17 protein-coding genes and 5 pseudogenes are annotated in these 19,507 nt (G+C 68.7%); 9 read left to right on the plus strand and 13 right to left on the minus strand.

Annotated elements, in window-relative coordinates; all coding sequences use genetic code 11:
* A pseudogene (locus tag ACWIGU_RS39075) lies at positions 1 to 81 on the minus strand (electron transfer flavoprotein subunit beta); the annotation flags it as partial.
* A 109-nt stretch (positions 82 to 190) separates the two neighbouring features.
* On the opposite strand from ACWIGU_RS39075, the gene ACWIGU_RS39080 reads away from it, so the two are divergent.
* Both ACWIGU_RS39080 and ACWIGU_RS39085 read left to right on the plus strand, forming a co-directional pair.
* Complete coding sequence (locus ACWIGU_RS39080) at positions 191 to 895, plus strand: TetR family transcriptional regulator (RefSeq protein ID WP_454406549.1); 705 nt, start codon at positions 191 to 193, stop codon at positions 893 to 895.
* Between the two features lie 133 nt (positions 896 to 1,028).
* A complete protein-coding gene (locus tag ACWIGU_RS39085) occupies positions 1,029 to 1,442 on the plus strand; it encodes a Zn-ribbon domain-containing OB-fold protein (protein ID WP_454406551.1) in 414 nt (137 codons plus the stop codon).
* Positions 1,443 to 1,480: 38 nt separating this feature from the next.
* Here the strand turns inward: ACWIGU_RS39085 and ACWIGU_RS39090 are convergent, their stop codons facing one another.
* Both ACWIGU_RS39090 and ACWIGU_RS39095 read right to left on the minus strand, forming a co-directional pair.
* Positions 1,481 to 2,743 carry an arginine deiminase gene (locus ACWIGU_RS39090; RefSeq protein ID WP_454406553.1) on the minus strand — a complete coding sequence of 421 codons (1,263 nt, stop codon included), beginning with the start codon at positions 2,741 to 2,743 and terminating at the stop codon, positions 1,481 to 1,483.
* Positions 2,744 to 2,783: 40 nt separating this feature from the next.
* Complete coding sequence (locus ACWIGU_RS39095; RefSeq protein ID WP_454406554.1) at positions 2,784 to 4,244, minus strand: basic amino acid/polyamine antiporter; 1,461 nt, start codon at positions 4,242 to 4,244, stop codon at positions 2,784 to 2,786.
* Between the two features lie 185 nt (positions 4,245 to 4,429).
* Between ACWIGU_RS39095 and ACWIGU_RS39100 the strand changes: the two genes are divergently transcribed.
* A complete protein-coding gene (locus ACWIGU_RS39100; RefSeq protein ID WP_454406555.1) occupies positions 4,430 to 5,521 on the plus strand; it encodes a baeRF3 domain-containing protein in 1,092 nt (363 codons plus the stop codon).
* A 36-nt stretch (positions 5,522 to 5,557) separates the two neighbouring features.
* A complete protein-coding gene (locus ACWIGU_RS39105) occupies positions 5,558 to 6,202 on the plus strand; it encodes an FxLYD domain-containing protein (RefSeq protein WP_454406556.1) in 645 nt (214 codons plus the stop codon).
* 76 nt (positions 6,203 to 6,278) lie between these two features.
* Here the strand turns inward: ACWIGU_RS39105 and ACWIGU_RS39110 are convergent, their stop codons facing one another.
* The 4 genes from ACWIGU_RS39110 to ACWIGU_RS39125 form a co-directional block, all read right to left on the minus strand.
* A complete protein-coding gene (locus ACWIGU_RS39110; protein ID WP_454406557.1) occupies positions 6,279 to 7,256 on the minus strand; it encodes a threo-3-hydroxy-L-aspartate ammonia-lyase in 978 nt (325 codons plus the stop codon).
* 95 nt (positions 7,257 to 7,351) lie between these two features.
* Positions 7,352 to 7,975 carry a helix-turn-helix transcriptional regulator gene (locus tag ACWIGU_RS39115; protein WP_454406558.1) on the minus strand — a complete coding sequence of 208 codons (624 nt, stop codon included), beginning with the start codon at positions 7,973 to 7,975 and terminating at the stop codon, positions 7,352 to 7,354.
* A gap of 69 nt (positions 7,976 to 8,044) precedes the next feature.
* Positions 8,045 to 8,743, minus strand: coding sequence for an HAD family hydrolase (locus tag ACWIGU_RS39120; protein WP_454406559.1), 699 nt, complete (start codon positions 8,741 to 8,743; stop codon positions 8,045 to 8,047).
* A gap of 25 nt (positions 8,744 to 8,768) precedes the next feature.
* Complete coding sequence (locus ACWIGU_RS39125; protein ID WP_326776986.1) at positions 8,769 to 9,251, minus strand: Lrp/AsnC family transcriptional regulator; 483 nt, start codon at positions 9,249 to 9,251, stop codon at positions 8,769 to 8,771.
* Positions 9,252 to 9,470: 219 nt separating this feature from the next.
* Here ACWIGU_RS39125 and ACWIGU_RS39130 point away from each other — a divergent pair, with 219 nt between their 5' ends.
* Positions 9,471 to 11,693 carry an NADP-dependent isocitrate dehydrogenase gene (locus ACWIGU_RS39130; protein WP_454406560.1) on the plus strand — a complete coding sequence of 741 codons (2,223 nt, stop codon included), beginning with the start codon at positions 9,471 to 9,473 and terminating at the stop codon, positions 11,691 to 11,693.
* Positions 11,694 to 11,926: 233 nt separating this feature from the next.
* Here ACWIGU_RS39130 and ACWIGU_RS39135 read toward each other — a convergent pair whose 3' ends face one another.
* Positions 11,927 to 12,811, minus strand: coding sequence for an LLM class F420-dependent oxidoreductase (locus tag ACWIGU_RS39135; RefSeq protein WP_454406561.1), 885 nt, complete (start codon positions 12,809 to 12,811; stop codon positions 11,927 to 11,929).
* 104 nt (positions 12,812 to 12,915) lie between these two features.
* Positions 12,916 to 13,287: pseudogene (locus ACWIGU_RS39140) on the minus strand (aldehyde dehydrogenase family protein); the annotation flags it as partial.
* Positions 13,288 to 13,465: 178 nt separating this feature from the next.
* Here ACWIGU_RS39140 and ACWIGU_RS39145 point away from each other — a divergent pair.
* From ACWIGU_RS39145 to ACWIGU_RS39155, 3 genes and pseudogenes are all read left to right on the plus strand, one after another.
* Positions 13,466 to 13,843: pseudogene (locus ACWIGU_RS39145) on the plus strand (FUSC family protein); the annotation flags it as partial.
* A 462-nt stretch (positions 13,844 to 14,305) separates the two neighbouring features.
* Positions 14,306 to 14,749, plus strand: coding sequence for a hypothetical protein (locus ACWIGU_RS39150; protein WP_454406562.1), 444 nt, complete (start codon positions 14,306 to 14,308; stop codon positions 14,747 to 14,749).
* A gap of 243 nt (positions 14,750 to 14,992) precedes the next feature.
* The gene (locus ACWIGU_RS39155) at positions 14,993 to 15,178 is read left to right on the plus strand and encodes a hypothetical protein (RefSeq protein ID WP_454406563.1); all 186 of its coding nucleotides are present in this window, start codon (positions 14,993 to 14,995) and stop codon (positions 15,176 to 15,178) included.
* Between the two features lie 45 nt (positions 15,179 to 15,223).
* Here the strand turns inward: ACWIGU_RS39155 and ACWIGU_RS39160 are convergent, their stop codons facing one another.
* The 3 genes and pseudogenes from ACWIGU_RS39160 to ACWIGU_RS39170 all read right to left on the minus strand — a co-directional run bounded on the left by ACWIGU_RS39160 (position 15,224) and on the right by ACWIGU_RS39170 (position 17,717).
* Positions 15,224 to 15,394, minus strand: coding sequence for a helix-turn-helix domain-containing protein (locus tag ACWIGU_RS39160; protein WP_454406564.1), 171 nt, complete (start codon positions 15,392 to 15,394; stop codon positions 15,224 to 15,226).
* 783 nt (positions 15,395 to 16,177) lie between these two features.
* A pseudogene (locus tag ACWIGU_RS39165) lies at positions 16,178 to 16,300 on the minus strand (IS5/IS1182 family transposase); the annotation flags it as partial.
* A gap of 340 nt (positions 16,301 to 16,640) precedes the next feature.
* The gene (locus ACWIGU_RS39170) at positions 16,641 to 17,717 is read right to left on the minus strand and encodes a hypothetical protein (protein ID WP_454406565.1); all 1,077 of its coding nucleotides are present in this window, start codon (positions 17,715 to 17,717) and stop codon (positions 16,641 to 16,643) included.
* A 135-nt stretch (positions 17,718 to 17,852) separates the two neighbouring features.
* Here ACWIGU_RS39170 and ACWIGU_RS39175 point away from each other — a divergent pair, with 135 nt between their 5' ends.
* Positions 17,853 to 18,110 carry a hypothetical protein gene (locus ACWIGU_RS39175; RefSeq protein ID WP_454406566.1) on the plus strand — a complete coding sequence of 86 codons (258 nt, stop codon included), beginning with the start codon at positions 17,853 to 17,855 and terminating at the stop codon, positions 18,108 to 18,110.
* Between the two features lie 817 nt (positions 18,111 to 18,927).
* Here the strand turns inward: ACWIGU_RS39175 and ACWIGU_RS39180 are convergent.
* Positions 18,928 to 19,089: pseudogene (locus ACWIGU_RS39180) on the minus strand (aldehyde dehydrogenase family protein); the annotation flags it as partial.
* Positions 19,090 to 19,507 lie beyond the last annotated feature (418 nt).

A 19,507-nucleotide genomic window follows, 5' to 3' on the forward strand; every position in this document is an offset into this window, starting at 1 on the left:
CACCGTCAGGTCCTCAGCGAAATGCCGGTCCCCCGTCGCATCCGGCACATACTTCACGGTGACAACGATCCTCAAGCTCACGCCGGCTCTCCTACCCTGGTGTGGTTCCTGAAAGCGACACTATGGCACTCAGTACCCTCTTGCAAGGTACGTGGTGCCAGATGAGCCGCTTCGGTGTTACGTTCCCGGCATGACTGAGGCGACCAGACCGGCCAAGAAGGCGCCGATGCGCGAGGTGCTCGCCGAGGCGGCGTTCCAGCTCTTCCTCGACCGGGGTTTCGAACAGACCACGGTCGACGACATCGTCGCCCGGGCGGGCGTCGGGCGCAGGTCGTTCTTCCGGTACTTCCCGTCCAAGGAGGACGCGGTCTTCCCGGACCACGAGCGCTGCCTGGCCGACATGACCGCGTTCCTCGAAGAGGCCGACGGCCGCGACCCGGTGGGCACCGTCTCCGACGGGGCGCGCCTCGTGCTGCGCATGTACGCGGCCAACCCCGAGTTCTCCGTGCAGCGTTACCGCCTCACGCGCGAGGTGCCGGGACTTCGGACGTACGAGCTGTCGGTGGTGCGGCGCTACGAGCGCACCCTCGCGGGCTATCTGCGGGAGCGCTTCGAGGGGGAGCGGGACGGCGCGCTGCGGGCCGAGGTGATCGCGGCGTCCGTCGTCGCCGCGCATAACAACGTGCTCCGGACCTGGCTCCGTTCGGGTGGTGAGGGGGACCCGTACGCGGCCGTGGACCACGCTCTCGGGATGGTGCGCGCGGTGTGGAGTGGCGCGGGCGACGGCGCGGCGGGGGCGGCCGCCGAGGATGAAGTCGTGGTGATGGTCGCCCCGAAGGGTGCCCCGATGTGGCAGGTCGTGCAGCGGATCGAGTCGGCCTTCGGGCAGGGCTGAGGACCCGGTCCCCGGACGGATCCGGCTGGATTTGGCACTCAGTACCTTTACAGCCGGGAACTCAGTGCCATACGGTGCGGAGGCGCCGACGCGATGGTGCGGCGCATCAGAGCCGAGCGCAGGGGGCCGAGCCGTGTCCGAGACAGCAACCCACACCGCGCCGATCGAGCACGCGGTGTCCCGAACCGCGTCGACCGGGCACGAGGGGACCGGCCTCACGATCCAGCGCTGTCGCTGGTGCGGCACCGCCTCCTTCCGGCGCCTCCTGTGTCCGGTGTGCGCGTCGAGCGATCTGCAGCCCGAGCACAGCGACGGGCTTGGCGTCGTCGTGCAGTCCAGCGTCGTGAACCGGTACACGGGGACGGCGCGCAACGAGTCCCTCGTCCGCTTCCCCGAAGGCTTCGTGTTCCGGTGCCGCGTCGTCGGCGCCGCCCCGAACCTGGTGTGGATCGGCGCGCACGTGCGCCCCGTGGCCGGCAGCGACCCCGATGCCGGGGAAGTGGTCTTCGAGCTGTGCGACACGGGCGGACGCACCGACTGGCAGTGACCCTGCCGCTCTCGTCCCCGCTGCCGGGACGGCGCCGGTCAGAAGGCGACGGGGTCCCGGATCAGCGGGCACGTCATGCAGTGTCCGCCGCCTCGGCCGCGGCCGAGCTCCGCGCCGACGATGGTGATGACCTCGACGCCCGCCTTGCGCAGCAGGGTGTTCGTCTGGGTGTTGCGGTCGTACGTGATGACGACGCCCGGCTCGACCGCGACGGCGTTGTTGCCGCTGTCCCACTGCTGGCGCTCGGAGGCGTAGACGTCGCCTCCGGTCTCGATCACGTGCAGTGCGCCGAGGCCGAGCGCCTTCGCCACGACGTCGACGAACGGGCGCGAGCCCTCGTCGGTGATGTGGAGGCCGGACGGATCGCTGCCGGGGCGCAGCGTGAAGGTGTGGACGGCGTCCATGATGGCCGGGTAGAGCGTGACGATGTCGCGGTCGGCAAAGGTGAAGACGGTGTCCAGGTGCATGGCGGAGCGCAGCTTCGGCATACCGGCGACGATGACCTGCTCCGCGGCGCCGTTCCTGAAGAGTGCGGCGGCCACCTGAGTGATCGCCTGCCGTGAGGTGCGCTCGCTCATGCCCATCAGGACGACCCCGTTGCCCACGGGCATGATGTCGCCGCCCTCGAACGTGGCCTGGCCCCAGTCCCGTTCGGGGTCTCCCCACCACACGGTGGAGCCCGTGAAGTCGGGGTGGAACGCGTAGAGCGCCTTCATGAGCAGGGTCTCGTCGTGGCGCGCGGGCCAGTACAGCGGGTTGAGGGTGACGCCCTCGTACAGCCAGCACGTCGTGTCGCGGGTGTAGAGGGTGTTGGGCAGGGGCGGCATGAGGTACTCGCGTACGCCTGTCGACTCGCGGACCAGGGCGACGTAGTCGGAGCGGAACTCGTCCGGCAGGTCGGTGGTGGCGAGCCCGCCGATCAGATGCTCGGTGAGACGGTGCGGGCTGAGCTCGTCGAGGAAGGTCCGGGTGTCGTTCATGAGGCCGAGACCGACCTCGTTCGCGACGATCTTGCGGTCCAGGAGCCAGGCCTTCGCCTCGGGGATCGTCATGGTCTCGGCGAGGACTTCGTGCAGTTCCACGACGTCGACGCCGCGATCGCGCAGCTTGTTGACGAAGTCGGCGTGGTCGCGCTGGGCGTTCTCCACCCACATCACGTCGTCGAAGAGGAGGTCGTCGGAGTTGGTCGGGGTGAGCCTGCGGTGGGCGAGGCCGGGCGCGCAGACCAGGACCTTGCGCAGCGTGCCGACCTCGGAGTGGACGCCGAGCGCCGGCTCGGCCGTGGTGTCGTTGCTGGTCACGATGTGCCTTTCCAGGGAGTCGGTGCGACGGGCGGGCCGGTCACAGGCTGATCCATCCGGCCGCCAGGGCGATGACACCGAGGACCGCTCCGGCCACGGACACCGCGAGGATGACGAGTTCGGTGGGGGAGAACAGGCGTCTGCCCTGTTCGCGGCGGGCCATCACGAAGAGGACGGTGGCGGGCGCGTAGATGATGAGGGACACCAGGACGAACTTCACCCCGGCCGCGTACAGAAGGAACGCCGTGTAGACGGTCGCGATGGCCGCCACGACGAGTTCGCCGCGCACGTCGCGGGCCCCGACGGTCAGTTCGTCCGGCCGCAGCGCGATCTTCACGGCGAACGCGGCGGCCAGCAGGAACGGGATCAGCGACAGGGCGCTGGTCAGATCGAGCGCGAAGTTGAACGCGTCGTCCGAGAACGAGGTGATGACCAGGACGGCCTGGGAGAGGGCCGTGGTCATCACCAGTGCGGGCACGGGCACGTCGGCGTGGTTCGTGCGGGCCAGGAACCGCGGCATGTCCTGGTCCCTGGCGGCGACGAGGAGGACCTCGGCCGCCATCAGCGTCCACGCGAGATAGGCGCCGAGCACGGAGATGATCAGGCCGACGCTGACGAACACCTTGCCCCAGGTGCCGACCGCCTCCTCGAGGACGCCCGCCATGGACGGCTGGCGCAGCTCGGCGATCTCGCTCATCGGCAGGATGCCGTACGACACGATCGTGACGGAGGCGAAGACGGCGAAGACGCTCAGGAAACCCAGGACGGTCGCGCGGCCGACGTCCTCGCGGCGTTTGGCGTGGCGGGAGTAGACGCTCGCGCCCTCGACACCGAGGAACACGAAGACCGTGGCCAGCATCGTCCCTCTGACCTGGGAGAACAGCGAGCCCGCATAGTCGGCGCCGCCGAAGTTCTCCGCGAAGACGTGCGGCTTGAGGCAGAACAGGGCCAGCACGACGAAGACGAGGATCGGCACGACCTTGGCGACGGTGACGACGCGGTTGATCGTGGCCGCTTCCTTGACGCCCCGCCGGATCAGGAAGAAGAACGCCCACAGCCCTGCCGAGGACAGGATGATCGCGAGGGCGGTGTCGCCGTCGCCGAGGGCGGGGGCGATCGCGCCGACGGTCGACATGATCAGCACCCAGTACGTCACATTGCCGACGCACGCGCTGGCCCAGTAGCCGAAGGCCGAGAAGAAGCCCAGATATTCGCCGAACCCGGCCTTGGCGTACGCGTACACGCCGGCGTCCAGATCGGGCCTGCGGACGGCGAGCGTCTGGAAGACGAAGGCGAGCATCAGCATGCCGGTGCCGGCGATGGCCCATGCGATCAGGGCGCCGGCCACGCCGGTCTCCTGCGCGAAGCGGCTCGGCAGGGAGAAGACGCCGGCGCCGACCATGGATCCGACGACCATCGTCGTCAGCGTGAGGAGGGTCAGCTTGGCTGTGGGCGACTGCTCGGGCCGGTCGGCGGAAAGGGTGCCTTCTGCCTGCGTCATGTCTTCCTCTGGCCGTGGGGCGTTGGAACCGACAGAGGACGACCATATTCGCAAAATGTCAGATATGTCCCATTGGAGGGTTGGGGGCGGCAAGGGGAGTGGTGTCGCGCGCCGAACCGGAAATTCGGGCATATCGTGCATCGAGGAAGCCTTGTGAAGCCTCACGCCTTTGGAAAGGCGCTCCCATGCAGCCCGAACTGACCCCCGCCGTGCTCGCGTCGCTGCGCCGGCCCCGGCACTATCCGGCGGTGTCGGTCCTCATGCCCACGCACCGGCGGAAGCCGGACAACGCGCAGGACCCCATCCGGCTGCGCAATCTCCTCGCCGAGGCGGCCAACGAGCTGGAGGCCGATCCCGCGGTGACACCGGAGCGCCGCCAGGACGTCGTCGAGCAGCTGGATCTGGCGCTCGCGGAGATCGACCTCGACCACGCCGAGGACGGTCTGGCGATCTTCGCCTCGCCGGGCGAGCACCACGTGTGGTCGCTGCCGCGCACCGTCCCCGAACGGGTCGTGCTCGCCGACACGTATCTGACCCGCAATCTCGTCGCCGCCTACAGCGCCGAACAGCCCTACTGGGTGCTCGCGGTCTCGGCGGACCGTGCCGCTCTGTGGAAGGGCGACGCGCGGCGCCTCGTGGAGGAGCACACGGCAGGATTCCCGCTGACCCGGAGCCTCGACGACCCCGACGCCGAGCGCAAGGAGCGCGTCGGGGACCTGCCGAGCACCTACCGCGACGAGCAGACCCGCCGGTTCCTCCGGCAGGTCGACACGGCGCTCGACGAAGCCCTCGCTCCCACCGCGCGGCTGTACGTCGCCGGTGAGCAGGCGGCCGTCACCCTGCTGAACGAGGTCGGAACGGCCACCGGGCACGCCGTCCCCGTGGCCCACGGCGGACTCGCGAACGCCGATGCGGAGACGGTGCGTGAGGCGGTGCGGCCCGCCGTCACCGCTCAGGAGCAGCAGAGCGTGGCCGCCACCATGGCGGACATCGAGCGTGCGCGGGGCTGGAAGGAGTTCGCCGCGGGCGTGGACGAGGTGTGGGAGCACGTCGCCGCCGGGCGGGTTCGCGCACTGGTCGTCGAAGAGCATTTCCGCACCACCGTCCGGCAGGACGGCGACCACCTGGTCCCGGCCGCGCCCGGTGACCTGGACGCCCACGACGACATCGTCGACGAGATCGTCGAACGGGCCCTGGAGACGGGCGCCGAGGTGCGCTTCGTCCCTGACGGAACCCTCCCGGACGCGTCGGGAATCGTCGGAATCATGCGCTACTGAGCCAGAGCTTTCGGATAGATGCAAGGAGACGTCTGAATGAGTGCCGGTCCCTCCGGGAAGAAGCCAGCGTCGCGCCGGCGGCGGTCCATGACGGCCGTCCTGGCCGTGCTCGCCGCCACGACAAGCGCCGCGGCCCTCGTGTCGTGCAGCACGGACAACGGCAACGGCAGTTCGACGAGCGTGAGCCCGCGCCCCACACCCCCCAATACGGCCTCCTTCTCGGGCACCCCGCCCTCCGCGATGGCGTCAGCCGCCGAGTCGGCCGTCGCCTCCGCGAAGGCGGAGGCCTCGGCGGCGGCGAGCTCCGCGTCGGCCAGGGCCTCCGAGTTCGAGGCGTCCGTGTCGGCCGAGGTGGAACGGGCCAACGCCGCGGCCGCCAGCGAACTCCTGAAGGTCAAGGGCCAGGGCAACGCCATGGCCGATGTCGCCCTCACCGGGAAGCCGCGGTCCCAGACGGGCGGGGTGTTCGCCGTCGTCGTCAACATCACCAACCGCACCGACAAGAAGGCGTCCTACGCCGTGCAGGTCGACTTCAAGGACGCCGACGGCAAGGTCGTCGAGACCCGGTACGTCGGCGCGGAGAACCTCGACCCCGGCGAGCGGGCCCAGCCCCTGGCCATCAGCCGCAAGCCCCCGGAGCTGAAGCTGACCGCGAAGATCGTCAAGGCGCAGCGGTACTGAGAGCGCGGTGCTGCTGAGTTCGCAGGGTTACCGAGGACGCGGTGCTGCTGAGTACGCAGCGCAACCGAGAAGCGCCTCAGGGCCGGAGCAGCTCGGTGAAGCGTGCGACGTCGACGTTGCCGCCGCTGACGATCACACCGACGCGGCGGCCGGGCAGCTGCCCGGCAAGGTCGCGCGCGGCGGCGAAGCCGAGGCAGCCCGTCGGCTCGACGACGGTCTTCATCCGGGTGTGGAAGATCCGCATGCACTCGACCAGTTGGTCGTCCGTGGCGGTGAGGATGTCGTCGACGCCGTCCTTGATGACGGCGAAGGTGTGCTTGCCCAGGTGTCGCGTCTGCGCGCCGTCCGCGATGGTCTGCGGGGTGTCGATGTCGATGATGCGGCCCTCGCGCAGCGACTGCCTGCCGTCGTCGCCCGCCTCGGGCTCGACGCCGTAGACGGCGCAGCCCGGGGACAGGGCGCGGGCGGCGAGGATCGACCCGGAGAGCAGCCCGCCGCCGCCCAACGGCACGAACAGCGCGTCGAGTTCACCGACCTCCTCGAACAGTTCCTTGGCCGCGGTGCCCTGACCCGCCATCACGTCCGGGTGGTCGTAGGGCGGGATCAGCGTCAGACCTCGCTCGGCGGCGACCCGGTGCCCGATCTCCTCGACGTTCTCCGTGTAGCGGTCGTACATCACGACCTCCGCGCCGTACCCCTTGGTGGCGGCCAGCTTGGCCGCGGGGGCGTCGTGCGGCATGACGATGGTCGCGGGCATTTCCAGGATGGCGGCGGACAGGGCCACGGCCTGTGCGTGGTTGCCGGACGAGTAGGCGACGACGCCGGCGCGGCGCTGCTCCGGCGAGAACCTGGACAGCGCGTTGAACGCCCCGCGGAACTTGAAGGCGCCCATGCGCTGGAAGTTCTCGCACTTGAAGTGGAGCGAGGCGCCGAGTTCGGCGTCGGTGAGGCGCGAGGTGAGAACGGGGGTGCGGTGGGCGTGCGGGGCGACGCGCTCGTGCGCGCGCACGACGTCCTCGTAGGTCGGCAGGTCGGACGGCGTCAGGTCGGCCATCGGGGGCTTCCTCTCAATCGGCAGCTGATCATGTGGCATCTGGGGATCTGGGCATCCGGACGGGGCACCCGGGCATTCGGGCATACGGCATCCGCCTATTTGGCGTCCGTGTACACCGTCGCCCTCGACACACCCAGGTGGTCGGCGACGATGCCTGCCGACCGGCGTACCTCCATGAAGCCCTGGGCCTTCAACTCCCGTACGAGTTCCCGGCGTTGGGTCGTCCGCAGGGCGCGCGGAGTGGTCGCGCGGTCGGCGGCGAACGCGTCGATGCGGGCGCGGATGGCGTCGCCGTTCGCCGGGTCGAGAGACTCGGTGGGGGCGGCGGCGCCGTCGGAGCGCCCGAAGTGGTCGAGCACGGTGCTGATGCCGTCGAAGACGGTCATGTCGATGTTCAGGCAGAGCGCGCCGGCGTAGTGCCCCCGCTCGTCCTTGATGCCGATCGACGTGCTCTTGACCCGGCGGCCGTCCGCGAACCGGTTCGGATAGTTCGCCACGACCTGCGGGTACCCGTCGTCGGCCAGCCGCGCGAGCCCGAGTTCGGTGGCGGGGTCGCCCACGGAACGGCCCGACAGGTTGTTCTCGATGGCGACGATCGCGTGGTCCGGGTCGTCGAGATCGTGCACGACGACCTCGCAGAACGGTGCGAACGTGGCCGCGAGCCCCTTGGCGACCTGCTGGAGCTGCTCCATGAGATGGGTGTGGCCGGGTTCGGGCATGTTGACAGTTTATAAAGAGCTGGACTGTTCGTCCAGAGACTTCAGGTGCCGCCCCCTGCGCACGGGCGGTCACATGCCCGTGGTCGCCGTCCTCGCCAGCCAGCCGTACGCGGCCTCGGCCGTGAACTCCCGCTGCCCGCCCCGGAACAGCAGCCCCGCCGTGGCGAACGCGGGATCGTCGGCCTGCGCGGCCACGTACGGGATCGCGATGCAGCGCATCCCCGCGGCATACGCGGCCGCGGCTCCCGGGATCGCGTCCTCCATCACCGTGCAGTGCGCGGGCATCGCGCCGAGCCTGCGCGCCGCTTCCAGGAACACGTCGGGCGCGGGCTTGCCGTGGGTGACCTCGTCCGCGGAGACGTAGATCCTCAGCTGTGCGGCGAGGCCCGTACCCGACAGGATCGCGTCGATGGCCTCGGGTGACGATCCGGACGCGACGGCCATCGGGACTCCCTCCTCGTGCAGCCGCTCCACGAGCTTCCGCATCTGCGGGTACACGGGTGTGCCGGCGCGGGCGAGCGCGAGGTAGCGGGTGTTCATCTCCGTGAGCAGCGCTTCCACCGGCGCCTGGATCCCGTACTTCTGGCGCAGGATCTCGATGGTCTCCTGGGTGCTGATGCCGACGTAGGACTCGTGTTCCTGCCAGGTGAAGTCCGGGACGCCGTGTTCGGCGAGGGTGTGCCGGCTCGCCTCGAAGTAGTTCGGCTCGCTGTCCACGAGGGTTCCGTCGAGGTCGAGGACGACCGCAGTGCTGCCCAGGGTGCTCATGCGCTCCAGGATGCCAAGGCCGCGGTCACCTGCGCTCGGCGGCGGCCCGGCCGATCGCCTCGACGAGCGGCAGGACCCGGTGCGGCACGCGCTCGCGCAGCGCGACCTCGGTACGGGTGCGGACCACGCCGGGCAGCCGGTTGAGCTGCTGGATGATGTCCTCCAGATGGCCGTTGTCGCGAGCCGCGACGCGGGTCAGGAGGTCTCCTCCGCCGGTGATCGAGAAGGCCTCGATGATCTCCGGCACGCCGGCGAGCGCGTCGCCCACGTCTTCGAGATGACCCTGCGTGACCTCGATGTGAACGAACGCGAGGACCGGGTGGCCGAGGGCCGTGGGGGAGAGGGCCGGGCCGGTGCCGGTGATCACCCCGTCGCGCTCCAGCCGGTCGAGCCGCGCCTGGAGCGTGCCGCGGGCCACGCCGAGAATGCGGGCGTACTCACGCACACTCGTACGCGGCTGCTCCAGGAGGAGACGCAGGATACGGGTGTCCAACTCGTCCACGGCCATGGGCTGCGGCCTCCTTCGCGGGGCGGTGATCGCCGGACGACTGTACCAATGGTCCAGTGGATCCGGGATTGTGCGGGCCAGTGGAGCGCACCCGGGGGGCAGCCCAGGATCCGGTGCGGATCCGGTGCGGGGTCCTGTCGAGAGGGGGTCGGTCAGGAGATATCTTGATGTCGAGCAATGTTGCAGACGAGAGACGCAGACTGTGGAGCGGAGCACCCGGTGACTGACTCGACCATCATCTATACGCACACCGACGAGGCCCCGGCCCTCGCGACGTATTCGTTCCTGCCCGTGGTCGAGGCCTACGCCTCGACCGCCGGCGTCCGTGTGGAGAGCCGCGACATCTCGCTGGCCGGGCGGATCATCGCCAGCTTCCCGGAGCGCCTCGCGGAGAGCCAGCGCATCGACGACGCGCTCGCCGAGCTCGGCGAGCTGGCCAAGACGCCCGGCGCGAACATCATCAAGCTGCCGAACATCTCGGCCTCCATCCCGCAGCTGAAGGCGGCCATCGCCGAGCTGCAGGGTCAGGGCTACGCGCTGCCGGACTACCCGGACGACCCGCAGACCGACGAGGACAAGGACGTCCGCGCCCGTTACGACAAGGTCAAGGGCAGCGCCGTCAACCCGGTCCTGCGTGAGGGCAACTCCGACCGCCGCGCCCCCGCGTCGGTCAAGAACTACGCCAAGGCGCACCCCCACCGCATGGGCAAGTGGACGCCCGAGTCGAAGACCAACGTCGCCACCATGGGCGTCAACGACTTCCGCTCCACCGAGAAGTCCGCGGTCATCGCCGAGCCCGGCACCCTGCGCATCGAGCTGGCGGCGGCCGACGGCACCACCACCGTCCTGCGCGAGTCCGTCCCGGTCCTCGCCGGCGAGGTCGTCGACGCCTCCGTCATGCGCGTCGCCGCGCTGCGCGAGTTCCTCACGGCGCAGATCGCCAAGGCCAAGGCCGAGGACGTCCTGTTCTCCGTGCACCTCAAGGCCACGATGATGAAGGTCTCCGACCCGATCATCTTCGGCCACGTCGTGCGCGCCTTCTTCCCCAAGACGTTCGCGAAGTACGGCGAGGCGCTCGTCGCCGCCGGCCTGTCCCCGAACGACGGCCTCGGCACCATCCTCAAGGGCCTGGACTCCGTGCCCCACCTGGGCGCCGAGATCAAGGCGTCCTTCGAGGCCGAGATCGCCGAGGGCCCCGCCCTCGCCATGGTCGACTCCGACAAGGGCATCACCAACCTGCACGTACCGTCCGACGTCATCGTCGACGCGTCCATGCCGGCCATGATCCGCACCTCCGGCCACATGTGGGGCCCGGACGGCGAGGAGGCCGACACCCTCGCGGTGCTGCCCGACAGCAGCTACTCCGGCGTCTACCAGGTCGTCCTCGACGACTGCCGCGCCAACGGCGCCTTCGACCCGTCCACCATGGGCTCGGTGCCGAACGTCGGCCTCATGGCGCAGAAGGCCGAGGAGTACGGCAGCCACGACAAGACCTTCGAGATCCAGGCCGCGGGCACCGTCCGCCTCGTGGACGCCGCGGGCAACGTGGTCCTGGAGCAGGAGGTCGCCGAGGGCGACATCTTCCGTGCCTGCCAGACCAAGGACCTGCCGATCCAGGACTGGGTCAAGCTCGCCGTCACCCGCGCCCGCGCGACCGGCAACCCGGCCGTGTTCTGGCTCGACGAGGGCCGCGCGCACGACGCGACGCTCATCGAGAAGGTCAAGACGTACCTGGCCGACCACGACACGGACGGTCTGCAGATCGAGATCATGTCGCCGGTCGAGGCGACCGCTTTCTCCCTGGAGCGCATCCGCCGCGGCGAGGACACCATCTCCGTCACCGGCAACGTGCTGCGCGACTACCTGACCGACCTCTTCCCGATCCTCGAGCTGGGCACGAGCGCGAAGATGCTCTCCGTCGTCCCGCTGATGAACGGCGGCGGTCTGTTCGAGACGGGCGCCGGCGGCTCCGCCCCGAAGCACGTCCAGCAGCTCGTCAAGGAGAACTACCTGCGCTGGGACAGCCTCGGTGAGTTCCTCGCCCTCGCCGTCTCCTTCGAGCACCTCGCGACCACCACGGGCAACGCCCGCGCCAAGGTCCTGGGTGAGACCCTCGACCGCGCGACCGGCACCTTCCTCAACGAGGACAAGTCGCCGAGCCGCAAGCTGGGCGGCATCGACAACCGCGGCAGCCACTTCTACCTCTCCCTGTACTGGGCGCAGGAGCTGGCCAAGCAGACCGACGACGCCCAGCTCGCCGAGGCGTTCGCGCCGCTCGCCAAGACCCTCGGCGAGCAGGAGCAGACGATCGTCGACGAGCTGATCGCGGTCCAGGGCAACCCGGCCGACATCGGCGGCTACTACCAGCCCGACGCCACCAAGGCCGCGGCGATCATGCGCCCGTCGGCCACGTTCAACCAGGCCATCGCGTCGCTCGCCTGAGCACTCCCGGTCTGACGTGTTCCGCCCCGGTCGGCTGATGCCGACCGGGGCGGTCCCGTATCTGCGGTACGGGTGGCTTACGGCGCCGGCTCCGCCGCGCGCCGGTAGCGCAGCATCTGGAGAACACGATCTTGGGCATGTTCCGCCAGGTCCCGGCGAACTCGGCCCTCGTCTCGCCGCAGTCCGGGTGGGCGCCGGCGGTCGGCCAGACCTACACCATCAGTTCATGGGACTCAGAGCTCCAGTGCCGCCGCCAGCCGCCGCCACTGCTCGCGGGGCAGGCCGGCCCGGTCCTCGCCCGGGGCCAGCACCTGGATGGCGACGTGGTCCGCCCCCGCGTCCAGGAAGGCGTCGATCCGCTCGCGAACCCGCTGCTCGTCACCCCAGCCGAAGAGGGCGTCGACGAGCCGGTCGCTGCCGCCGTCCGCGAAGTCGTCCTCGGTGAAGCCAAGACGCAGCCAGCTGTTGGTGTAGTTGGCCAGCTGCAGATAGAGCGCGAGCGTCTCGCGGGCGGTCGCCCGGGCGCGGTCCGGGTCGGCCTCCAGGACCACGGTGAACTCCGGCGCGAGCAGCGGCCCCTGGCCGAGCGCCTCACGGGCCTGCGCGGTGTGCTCCGGCGTGACCAGATACGGGTGGGCACCGGCGGCGCGGTCCCGGGAGAGCTCCAGCATGCGCGGGCCGAGCGCGGCCAGCACGCGGCGTTCGGCCGGGATCCCCGCCGCGTCCAGCGCGTCGAGGTAGTCGACCATGGCGGCGAACGGACGCTTGTACTGCGCCGTGAGCTTCGCGTGGCTCACGCCGAGGCCGAGCAGGAACCGGCCCGGGTGGGCGGCCTCCAGGGCGGCCCAGCGGTCGGCGGTCTCCCGCGCCTCGTGCTGCCAGATGCTGAGGATGCCGGTCGCGACCGTGATCTTCGAGGTGGCCTCGATCAGCGGGGCGGCGTGTTCGATGCCACTGCTGCCGCCGAGCCAGAGCGCGCCGTATCCGAGCTGTTCCAACTCCATTGCGGTTTCGGAGAGTTCGGCCGCCCGAGCAGGGTCTGGGTCGCGCAGCCCCGTGTTCCACAGGCCGTACCTGCCGATCGCGGATGCCTGCGTGCTGCTGTCGCTGAAGCTCATGAGCTGTCTCCCGCTGCCAGGTGGATCAATGTCCGACGTCTGCCGCAACCCTCGTAGGCGATCTTGTATTCCATCACCACAGAACCGTGCGCCGTGGCCGCGCGGGCGGGCCGCACCGTAAGCTCGCTGGGCTTGAGGACGAAGGGGTTGCCCGCGCCGGGCGCGGGGGCGACCTTCCAGGCGGTCTGCAGCAGCAGACAGTTCCAGGGAGTGATCAGCGCGCACACGCCGACCGGCACGTGCACCACTCGGCTGTCCACGCCGGGGTTGCCGGTGCCGGCGATCCGGCCGGTGCCGCCGGAGGCCACCAGATTGCCGAAGTAGCGGAAGCAGTTCGCGATGTCGTCCATGTCGTACTCGCTCTCCACGAGCCGTTTCCCGGTATCCATGGATCCGGCGCGGGCGAGTGCGTTCTTGTCGCGCTCGATGAGGGCGGCCACGCGCAGGAGCAGCGCGCCGCGCTCGGCGTGGTCCGTTGGTCCCCTCCCGGCTTACGTACGGAGCGTTTGACTGAGCCATTGGCCCAAGGATTTCTCCTGCTGTTGATCCATAGGCCCTCGAGATGCTGTGATGTTCCCGTCGATGGCGCTGCGGGATCTCCGCGGCGCCTTTTTCGTGCGGAGTTTCGCGGTGACGCGGAAAGGGTGGGTGGCTGTGCTGAAGAGGGTGTTCGTGGCTCCGGATCCGGGGCGGCTACGGCTGCGCTTCGCGGCCCGTGGCGTCCTCGGTATCAGCCTTGCGGTGGCCCTGTGCGGGCTCGCCGGACACTCGCTCGTCGCGGCCATCACCGGTGGCCTGGCCGCGCTGCTCGCCCTGTTCACCGTGACCGACGCGACGGTGCGCCGACAGGCCGTGACGACCGCGCTGCTTCCGGCCGTCGGCCTCCCGGTGCTCGGGCTCGCGGCCGCCCTGCACGACCTGCCCGTCCCCCGTGACCTGGCGTTCCTCGCGGTCGTGGGCGCCGGCGTGTACGCGCGGCGGTGGGGGCCGCGCGGGCACTCGCTCGGCGTGTTCGCGTTCATGACCTTCTTCGTCATGTCAAGGGCGCGACAGGCAACCAGCCCCGTATAGCCGGTGTTCTTGCTGGACGGAGCTGTGTTGGGGTGCACTCGGCGAGCCGCACGTGTGGCCATGTGCTGTCGGGTGAATCAGGGTGCGTGCTGACCACTTGCTGACTTTCCTGACGCACCGTTAGGTGATGGTGTGGGTAGAGCGTTCTGTGGCGAGGCAAGTGACCGTGCGGACCGGGCGGCGGAGCGGAGCAGTTGCTCCAAGGAGCCGCGCCCGAAGCGGCGGGGCAGAGTTGCCAGTAGCGTGGCGCCCGCTACGAAGGCCATGAGCGCGGGCAGTGCCGCCGGGGCTTTACCCGGGGATCGGAATTGCTCATCCGTCGCTGATGTCGGAGAACCGTAGTCTCTTCGGGGCGCGGCCGTTCAGTTGGGACAATGAGCTGCTCCAGCGGCAGGGCGGGTAGCCGGTGGACTGGCGATTGCCGTGACGGATGGCAGAGCAGTTCTTACTGCCTCGTCCGTCCGTCATCTCGAATTGCTGTTTGAGCACCACATCTTCCCGGCCATCGGTAGCCGCAAGATGATGAGCTTTGATCACAAGCTGGTCGACGGTTTCATCCGGACCATGGAGCGGGCGCAGACTGGCCTGGCGACGCAGTCCAACGCCTTCGACAAGGTCCGCGCGATCATCCTCGACGCCCAGCGGCTTGGCCTCTACGCGGAAAATCCTCTGGAGGGGGTGAAAGGGTCGCAGTACGACCCGGCGTGCGCCGTCATCCCCTCGCTCGAGCAGCTGTGGGGGCACCGTACGGCCGGGGACGACGCGTGGATGTTGCTCGTCGACCTGATGAGTGGCTGCGGACTGCGCGACGGGGAAGCAGCTGCCGTCAACCTCAGCACCTTGGCGCGGACGACGTGGACCACGTGAGTGAGCAGGTGGTCCAGACGACGGGAAAGTACAGGCCGTTGAAGCACCGGAAGGCGGTGGAGTACCGCGACGTTCCGCTTCCGGCCCGGGTACGGGACACGATCTCTTGGTACGGCGAGAAGTACGGCATCGTCGACGGATATCTGCTGCGCCGGCCGACCGACCCGGGGAAGCCGTATCCGCACGGGGGCGAACCAGTGGAAGCGGCTCAAGGAGGCGGGAGCCGTAGACATCCCGGAGGGCATGGTGATCTACGGATACCGCCACTTCTTCGCGTCGAATTGCCTGGCCAACGGCCTCGCGATCACAGATGTCGCGGAGTGGATGGGACATCAAAGCACTGACGTCACCTTCAAGATCTATCGGCCCCTGATGCCTGGATCGATTGGGAAGGTGGCGCAGGTGTTTGACGTGGCATTGGCCGCGTGAAACGCGGCGGCTCCGGGAACGCGAAGTCCCGGAGCCGCCGCCGTATCAGCCGAGGCGCTGCTGTCGAGCCCACGAGTCCACGTCGGAGATCTTGAACTGCAACTTCGCGTTCCGTCCGGCACCGAACTTGTAGGCGGGCAGGCCCAGTCGGGGCGCGTCGCGGTAGACCCAGGTGACGGACATGTTGAGATACTCGGCGGTTTGCTTGGTATCCATGAACTGCGGGCGCATCGAACCTCCAGAGTCGCCAGGGAGATGAGTGTCGGTTCGAGGCGCGATTTGGTCAGGCTGGGGAGGACCTGGTAGTGACTCGCCACGTGGCCTGAGTGGGTGCCCTCAATTCCTGATCTTGGCGGTCTCTGGCGGGGCTGATGCTGACCTCATGGCGATTTTGATGACGGAGCGTCAGGTAGTGGCTGTCTGCCGTTGTGGTTGAAACACCAGCACCGGTGGAGGTTTGCCGAGGCAGTCGTGTGTCGCGAGGGCCGTAGGCAGTGGGAGGAACAGGAAGCGGACACCAGACAGTGCGCGCGATCACGCGACGACATCCGCGCGCCAAGGTCATGTGCTGCCTCCCAGGTCGAGCCTTCGTCGATCTCGCCGTCGGAGATGAGGGGGAACACCTTGGGTCGGGTCTGGTGACGCAGCCCGAACGCTACGCCGATCGCGACGGGCAGGCCGTGACCGCGCGAGCCGCCGGAGTTGCCTGCCGGTGATGGTGTGGGCACGGGAGAGGCCCGCGCGATGGTGCTCGGTTAGTGGTGTCCCGGCGAGACCGGGAGGACACGGTTCAACCGGTGGCGCGCGGTATCGGCCATGAGGATGCGGCAGGCCGGATGCGGACGGTTTGCTCGTGGCGAACCGTGCCGCCGGGTTGCCTCCGCTGCACCGTTCTGCTGCCGCAGCAGGGCATGTCCAATAGCGGCGCAAAACGTAAGCGTCGCTGCGATATGGCGCTGTCGCCGACGGGGCGCCGCGACTTAGGCACTGTTTCTCGGATCATGTGCGGAGCCAGATCAGGAGTGCTGCGAGTGTGACGGTGCCGAGGTAGATGTAGGCCCGTTTCTCGTAGCGGGTGGCCACGGCTCGGAAGCCCTTCAACCGGTTGATGGCGCGGTCGACGGTGCAGATCGTGTCGGCCGCCCGTGGGGGAGACGACACCGGATTGCCCGCCCTGATCGGCCGCTTCGCACACGAGGCCGACGTGCGTGCATCCTTCGCACTGCGGCAGCGGCTGCTCGTGCGCGGGTGCTGCGTGAGGCGCTGCACAATTCCTGCCTTGGCCTGCAGTGCTTCGAAGGCTGCCCTGGGCGACATGGGATGTGACGCAGGGGCTCAGCTCCGCAGGGTTCGTGCGGTAGCGGACGGCCACCGGCAGCGCCCGCTCGGCCGGCGGAACCCACTGCGGGCGGCTCCGCCACCAGCCCGCTCAGGCTGTCTGGGCACGGCCTTCTGCAGAAGATCAAGGGTGATGCTCCCACTCGCCGAGCTCGGAGTTCCAGCGCAATGTGCCGCGGGTCGCTTGCTGAGCATCGGGGGTGAGATCGAGCCCCGCGAGGGCATCGAGCGCCTTGTCTGTCGCCTCGGTGGGGATATGCAACCGAAGCTGCCGCGTCAGATCGTCGGCGATGAGTAAGCGACGACCGGGCTCTGTCAGGGCGCGCTCGTCACGTGGGTCGATGCCCCGACGGAAGACGCGGCGAAGTGCGGTTCGGGCCGTCTCGTAAGCACCTTTTGCTGCCAGCCCGGCGAGCGCCTGCACGAAGGGAACGACGGCCGTGGAAACCGTCGCAGCGATGATTGCGGTTTCCCAGCCGTCCGCTCGTGGCACCAAAGGGTGCTCGATGGACTCGGCGCGACCGTACCGGTCAGCCATGGCCTCCATGTCACCGCAGAAAAAGGCCACATCGCCTGCGTCGAACAAGGCTGGGCGAAGCGCGCCGCGCTCCCCAGGGAGGGATTCGGCCGCCCGGACGGCCCGTCCGGCACTCTTCAGCGCCTGGCCGTACTGTCCGTGCTGAGCCTGCCAGCGCGCCAGGTCGAGAAGGGCGCTGTGGTCGCCGCAGCTTGCCGCCGCTGCGAAGTGCGGACCGGCTTCTGTGCTGCGCCCCGCCTTCTCCAGCCACTGCCCGTACGCGCGTAGTCCCGCTGGCTGTCCGGTCTCGGCCGCTCGGCGATACCATCCTTCGGCTTCCTCAGGCCGGTGCCGCTCAGCCCGCCACGCCACCCTCAAAAGGGCGTCCACCTCGGTTGATGCCCCGGACAGATACAGGGATTCGAACGCCTCCTGCGCCCAGCCGGCGGCAACCGAATCCTCCAGCTGCAGCTCAAGGTTGTAGTCCAGGCCGTTGAGCCCTCGGCCTCTTGCTTTTCGCAGCCAGGGGCCGTATTCCCGGGCGGTTCTGCCGTGCTTGAGCAGCCAAGAACCCAACTGTATCCACGCTGCTGGATCGTCCCTCTCTGTCGCTGCTCGTAGCCGGTGCTCCAGGGAGGTGGCGGCATCGGGAGATGGGCTTTCGCCGCTCCGGTCATCGCTCAACTAGACTCCTGTTCCTGACAGTTGAGACACTTGAATTGGTTCTCATCGTATCGAGCTCGAGCAATGGTTGGTCGGGACGTCACCATCGGGTCTTGAAGCTGCCCGCCCGCGTCAGCCGAGGTTGGACGGCTCACCGTGTGCCAGCCCTGCGGCGCGGAGGCCTACACCTCAAGGACGAGATCGAAGCGCCGGGCTGCCGCCTGTGCCGCAGACTGGCAGCCCGATCCGCGCGAAGCGCACATCGCCCGGCTGTGGGAGCGCAACCAGCGGCTCACGGGCAAACTCGCCCGTACCCGAACCGAGTTCAACCAGCTCAAGGAACAGCACCGGCTCCTGCTGTCAGACCTGGCAGCCAAGGACGACGTGCTCCAGCGCGGCTCCGCTGTGAGCTGAGCACGGTCATCAGCACATCCCCGGCGCCCCTCCCGCGCCGCTGATGACGTACCAACGTGATCAGCAGGGCCGAGACCCACCGACAGAAGACGTGGCGGCCCTGCCCATGCCCAGGCACACGCCGCGACCAACGCGCCGCAGTCTTGAGTACGGACGGAGTCCGCCTCAGGCGGAGGATCAGAGAGTGAGCTGCGTGGGGCAAATGAGACGTGCGAACGTCTGGTTGATGACGAGGCAGGGAGAATAGTGACTAACGAACCACAGCGATCCGTCCGGCTACGTCTCGCACGGCTGCACCCGAGGCCGAATCGCGTCCGGCCTCGGGTGCGTGACGAGACACCAGAACCGGAGCTGCAACCCGAGTCCACGGCGAGGTGGTGGCGCCGAGCGGACTGGGGCAAAACCGCAACGGTGGTCGGGGTTGTGGCAGCCATCGGCAGCCTGCTCTTCACTGGTGTGGCGACGTACTTCGGCGCCATGGTGTCGCAGGACCAGCTTCAACAGTCTAAGGAAGACTCTGATCGGGCCGCGCGCGCTCAGGCGCGACGAGTCTCTTGGTGGGTGGACAGAGCCGATGACGGAACACTACGCGCCTTATATGTGATGAACAGGTCACCTGACCCCGTCGCCGACGCCTTCGTTAAGTTCGCCGTCGAAGACAAGGCTTGGCGGCGGGTGGCGTACTGGATAAGCCTGCATCAGTACAGCATCGCCCCTTGCACCGTCGTGACTATCAAGCCAGGAAACGTGATGTGGCGGCCCACCCGCGATGGCACGTATCGCAAGTTGCCGGAGACGGTTGCCTGGGTGAGACTCGAGCGTCGTGGCAGAGGCTGGCGAACTCGAGCGTGGAGGCCGAGGCGAGTTCACTGGGCTTGAGCACAACTGTGTTGCCTGCCGCCAGGGCTGGAGCGATCTTGACGGTGGCGAGCGAGCTGGACCTGTTCCGCACCCTCGCCGGGGAGTTCACCACACGCATCGAAGAGATGGTGAGTGCGAGCGTGTCCCTCGACGAGAGTCACCATCTTCCCGGAAGTCTCGCTGCTGCTGTCGCGCGCGACCAGGTGTGGCGTCGCCTTGGACGAGGCAGACGGGATCCTCCTGTATCTCTCGGCGCCAATTGAACTGAGACCTAGAACTCCCTCACCAGGCAGGTCGACAAAAGGCCCGCGCGAACCGCCCGCGCCCGTGGAGAACGTGACTTGGCAGCCGGCTTCGCTGTCATCGCCGTCCTTCAAGACGGCATCGGTTCCCTGGCCGGCGGCTACCTCATCACCAGCCTCGGTATGTCCCTGGGCCTGGCGGCACTGGTCACGACCGTGCTCGGCCTTGAATTCCTCCTGGGCATGGCTGGCTTCTGCTCGGCGCCGCCACGGTCGTGCTGCTATGTAACTCGC

The organism is Streptomyces sp. NPDC055400 (assembly GCF_053644375.1).

Excerpts from the sequence above, each read along its gene's own strand:
- ACWIGU_RS39160 (WP_454406564.1), bottom strand. The coding sequence starts at position 15,394 with ATGGATACCAAGCAAACCGCCGAGTATCTCAACATGTCCGTCACCTGG.
- ACWIGU_RS39110 (WP_454406557.1), bottom strand. The coding sequence starts at position 7,256 with ATGGCCGACCTGACGCCGTCCGACCTGCCGACCTACGAGGACGTCGTG.
- ACWIGU_RS39115 (WP_454406558.1), bottom strand. The coding sequence starts at position 7,975 with ATGCCCGAACCCGGCCACACCCATCTCATGGAGCAGCTCCAGCAGGTC.
- ACWIGU_RS39080 (WP_454406549.1), top strand. The coding sequence starts at position 191 with ATGACTGAGGCGACCAGACCGGCCAAGAAGGCGCCGATGCGCGAGGTG.
- ACWIGU_RS39095 (WP_454406554.1), bottom strand. The coding sequence starts at position 4,244 with ATGACGCAGGCAGAAGGCACCCTTTCCGCCGACCGGCCCGAGCAGTCG.
- ACWIGU_RS39125 (WP_326776986.1), bottom strand. The coding sequence starts at position 9,251 with ATGGCCGTGGACGAGTTGGACACCCGTATCCTGCGTCTCCTCCTGGAG.
- ACWIGU_RS39105 (WP_454406556.1), top strand. The coding sequence starts at position 5,558 with ATGAGTGCCGGTCCCTCCGGGAAGAAGCCAGCGTCGCGCCGGCGGCGG.
- ACWIGU_RS39120 (WP_454406559.1), bottom strand. The coding sequence starts at position 8,743 with ATGAGCACCCTGGGCAGCACTGCGGTCGTCCTCGACCTCGACGGAACC.
- ACWIGU_RS39135 (WP_454406561.1), bottom strand. The coding sequence starts at position 12,811 with ATGAGCTTCAGCGACAGCAGCACGCAGGCATCCGCGATCGGCAGGTAC.
- ACWIGU_RS39100 (WP_454406555.1), top strand. The coding sequence starts at position 4,430 with ATGCAGCCCGAACTGACCCCCGCCGTGCTCGCGTCGCTGCGCCGGCCC.
- ACWIGU_RS39155 (WP_454406563.1), top strand. The coding sequence starts at position 14,993 with ATGGTGATCTACGGATACCGCCACTTCTTCGCGTCGAATTGCCTGGCC.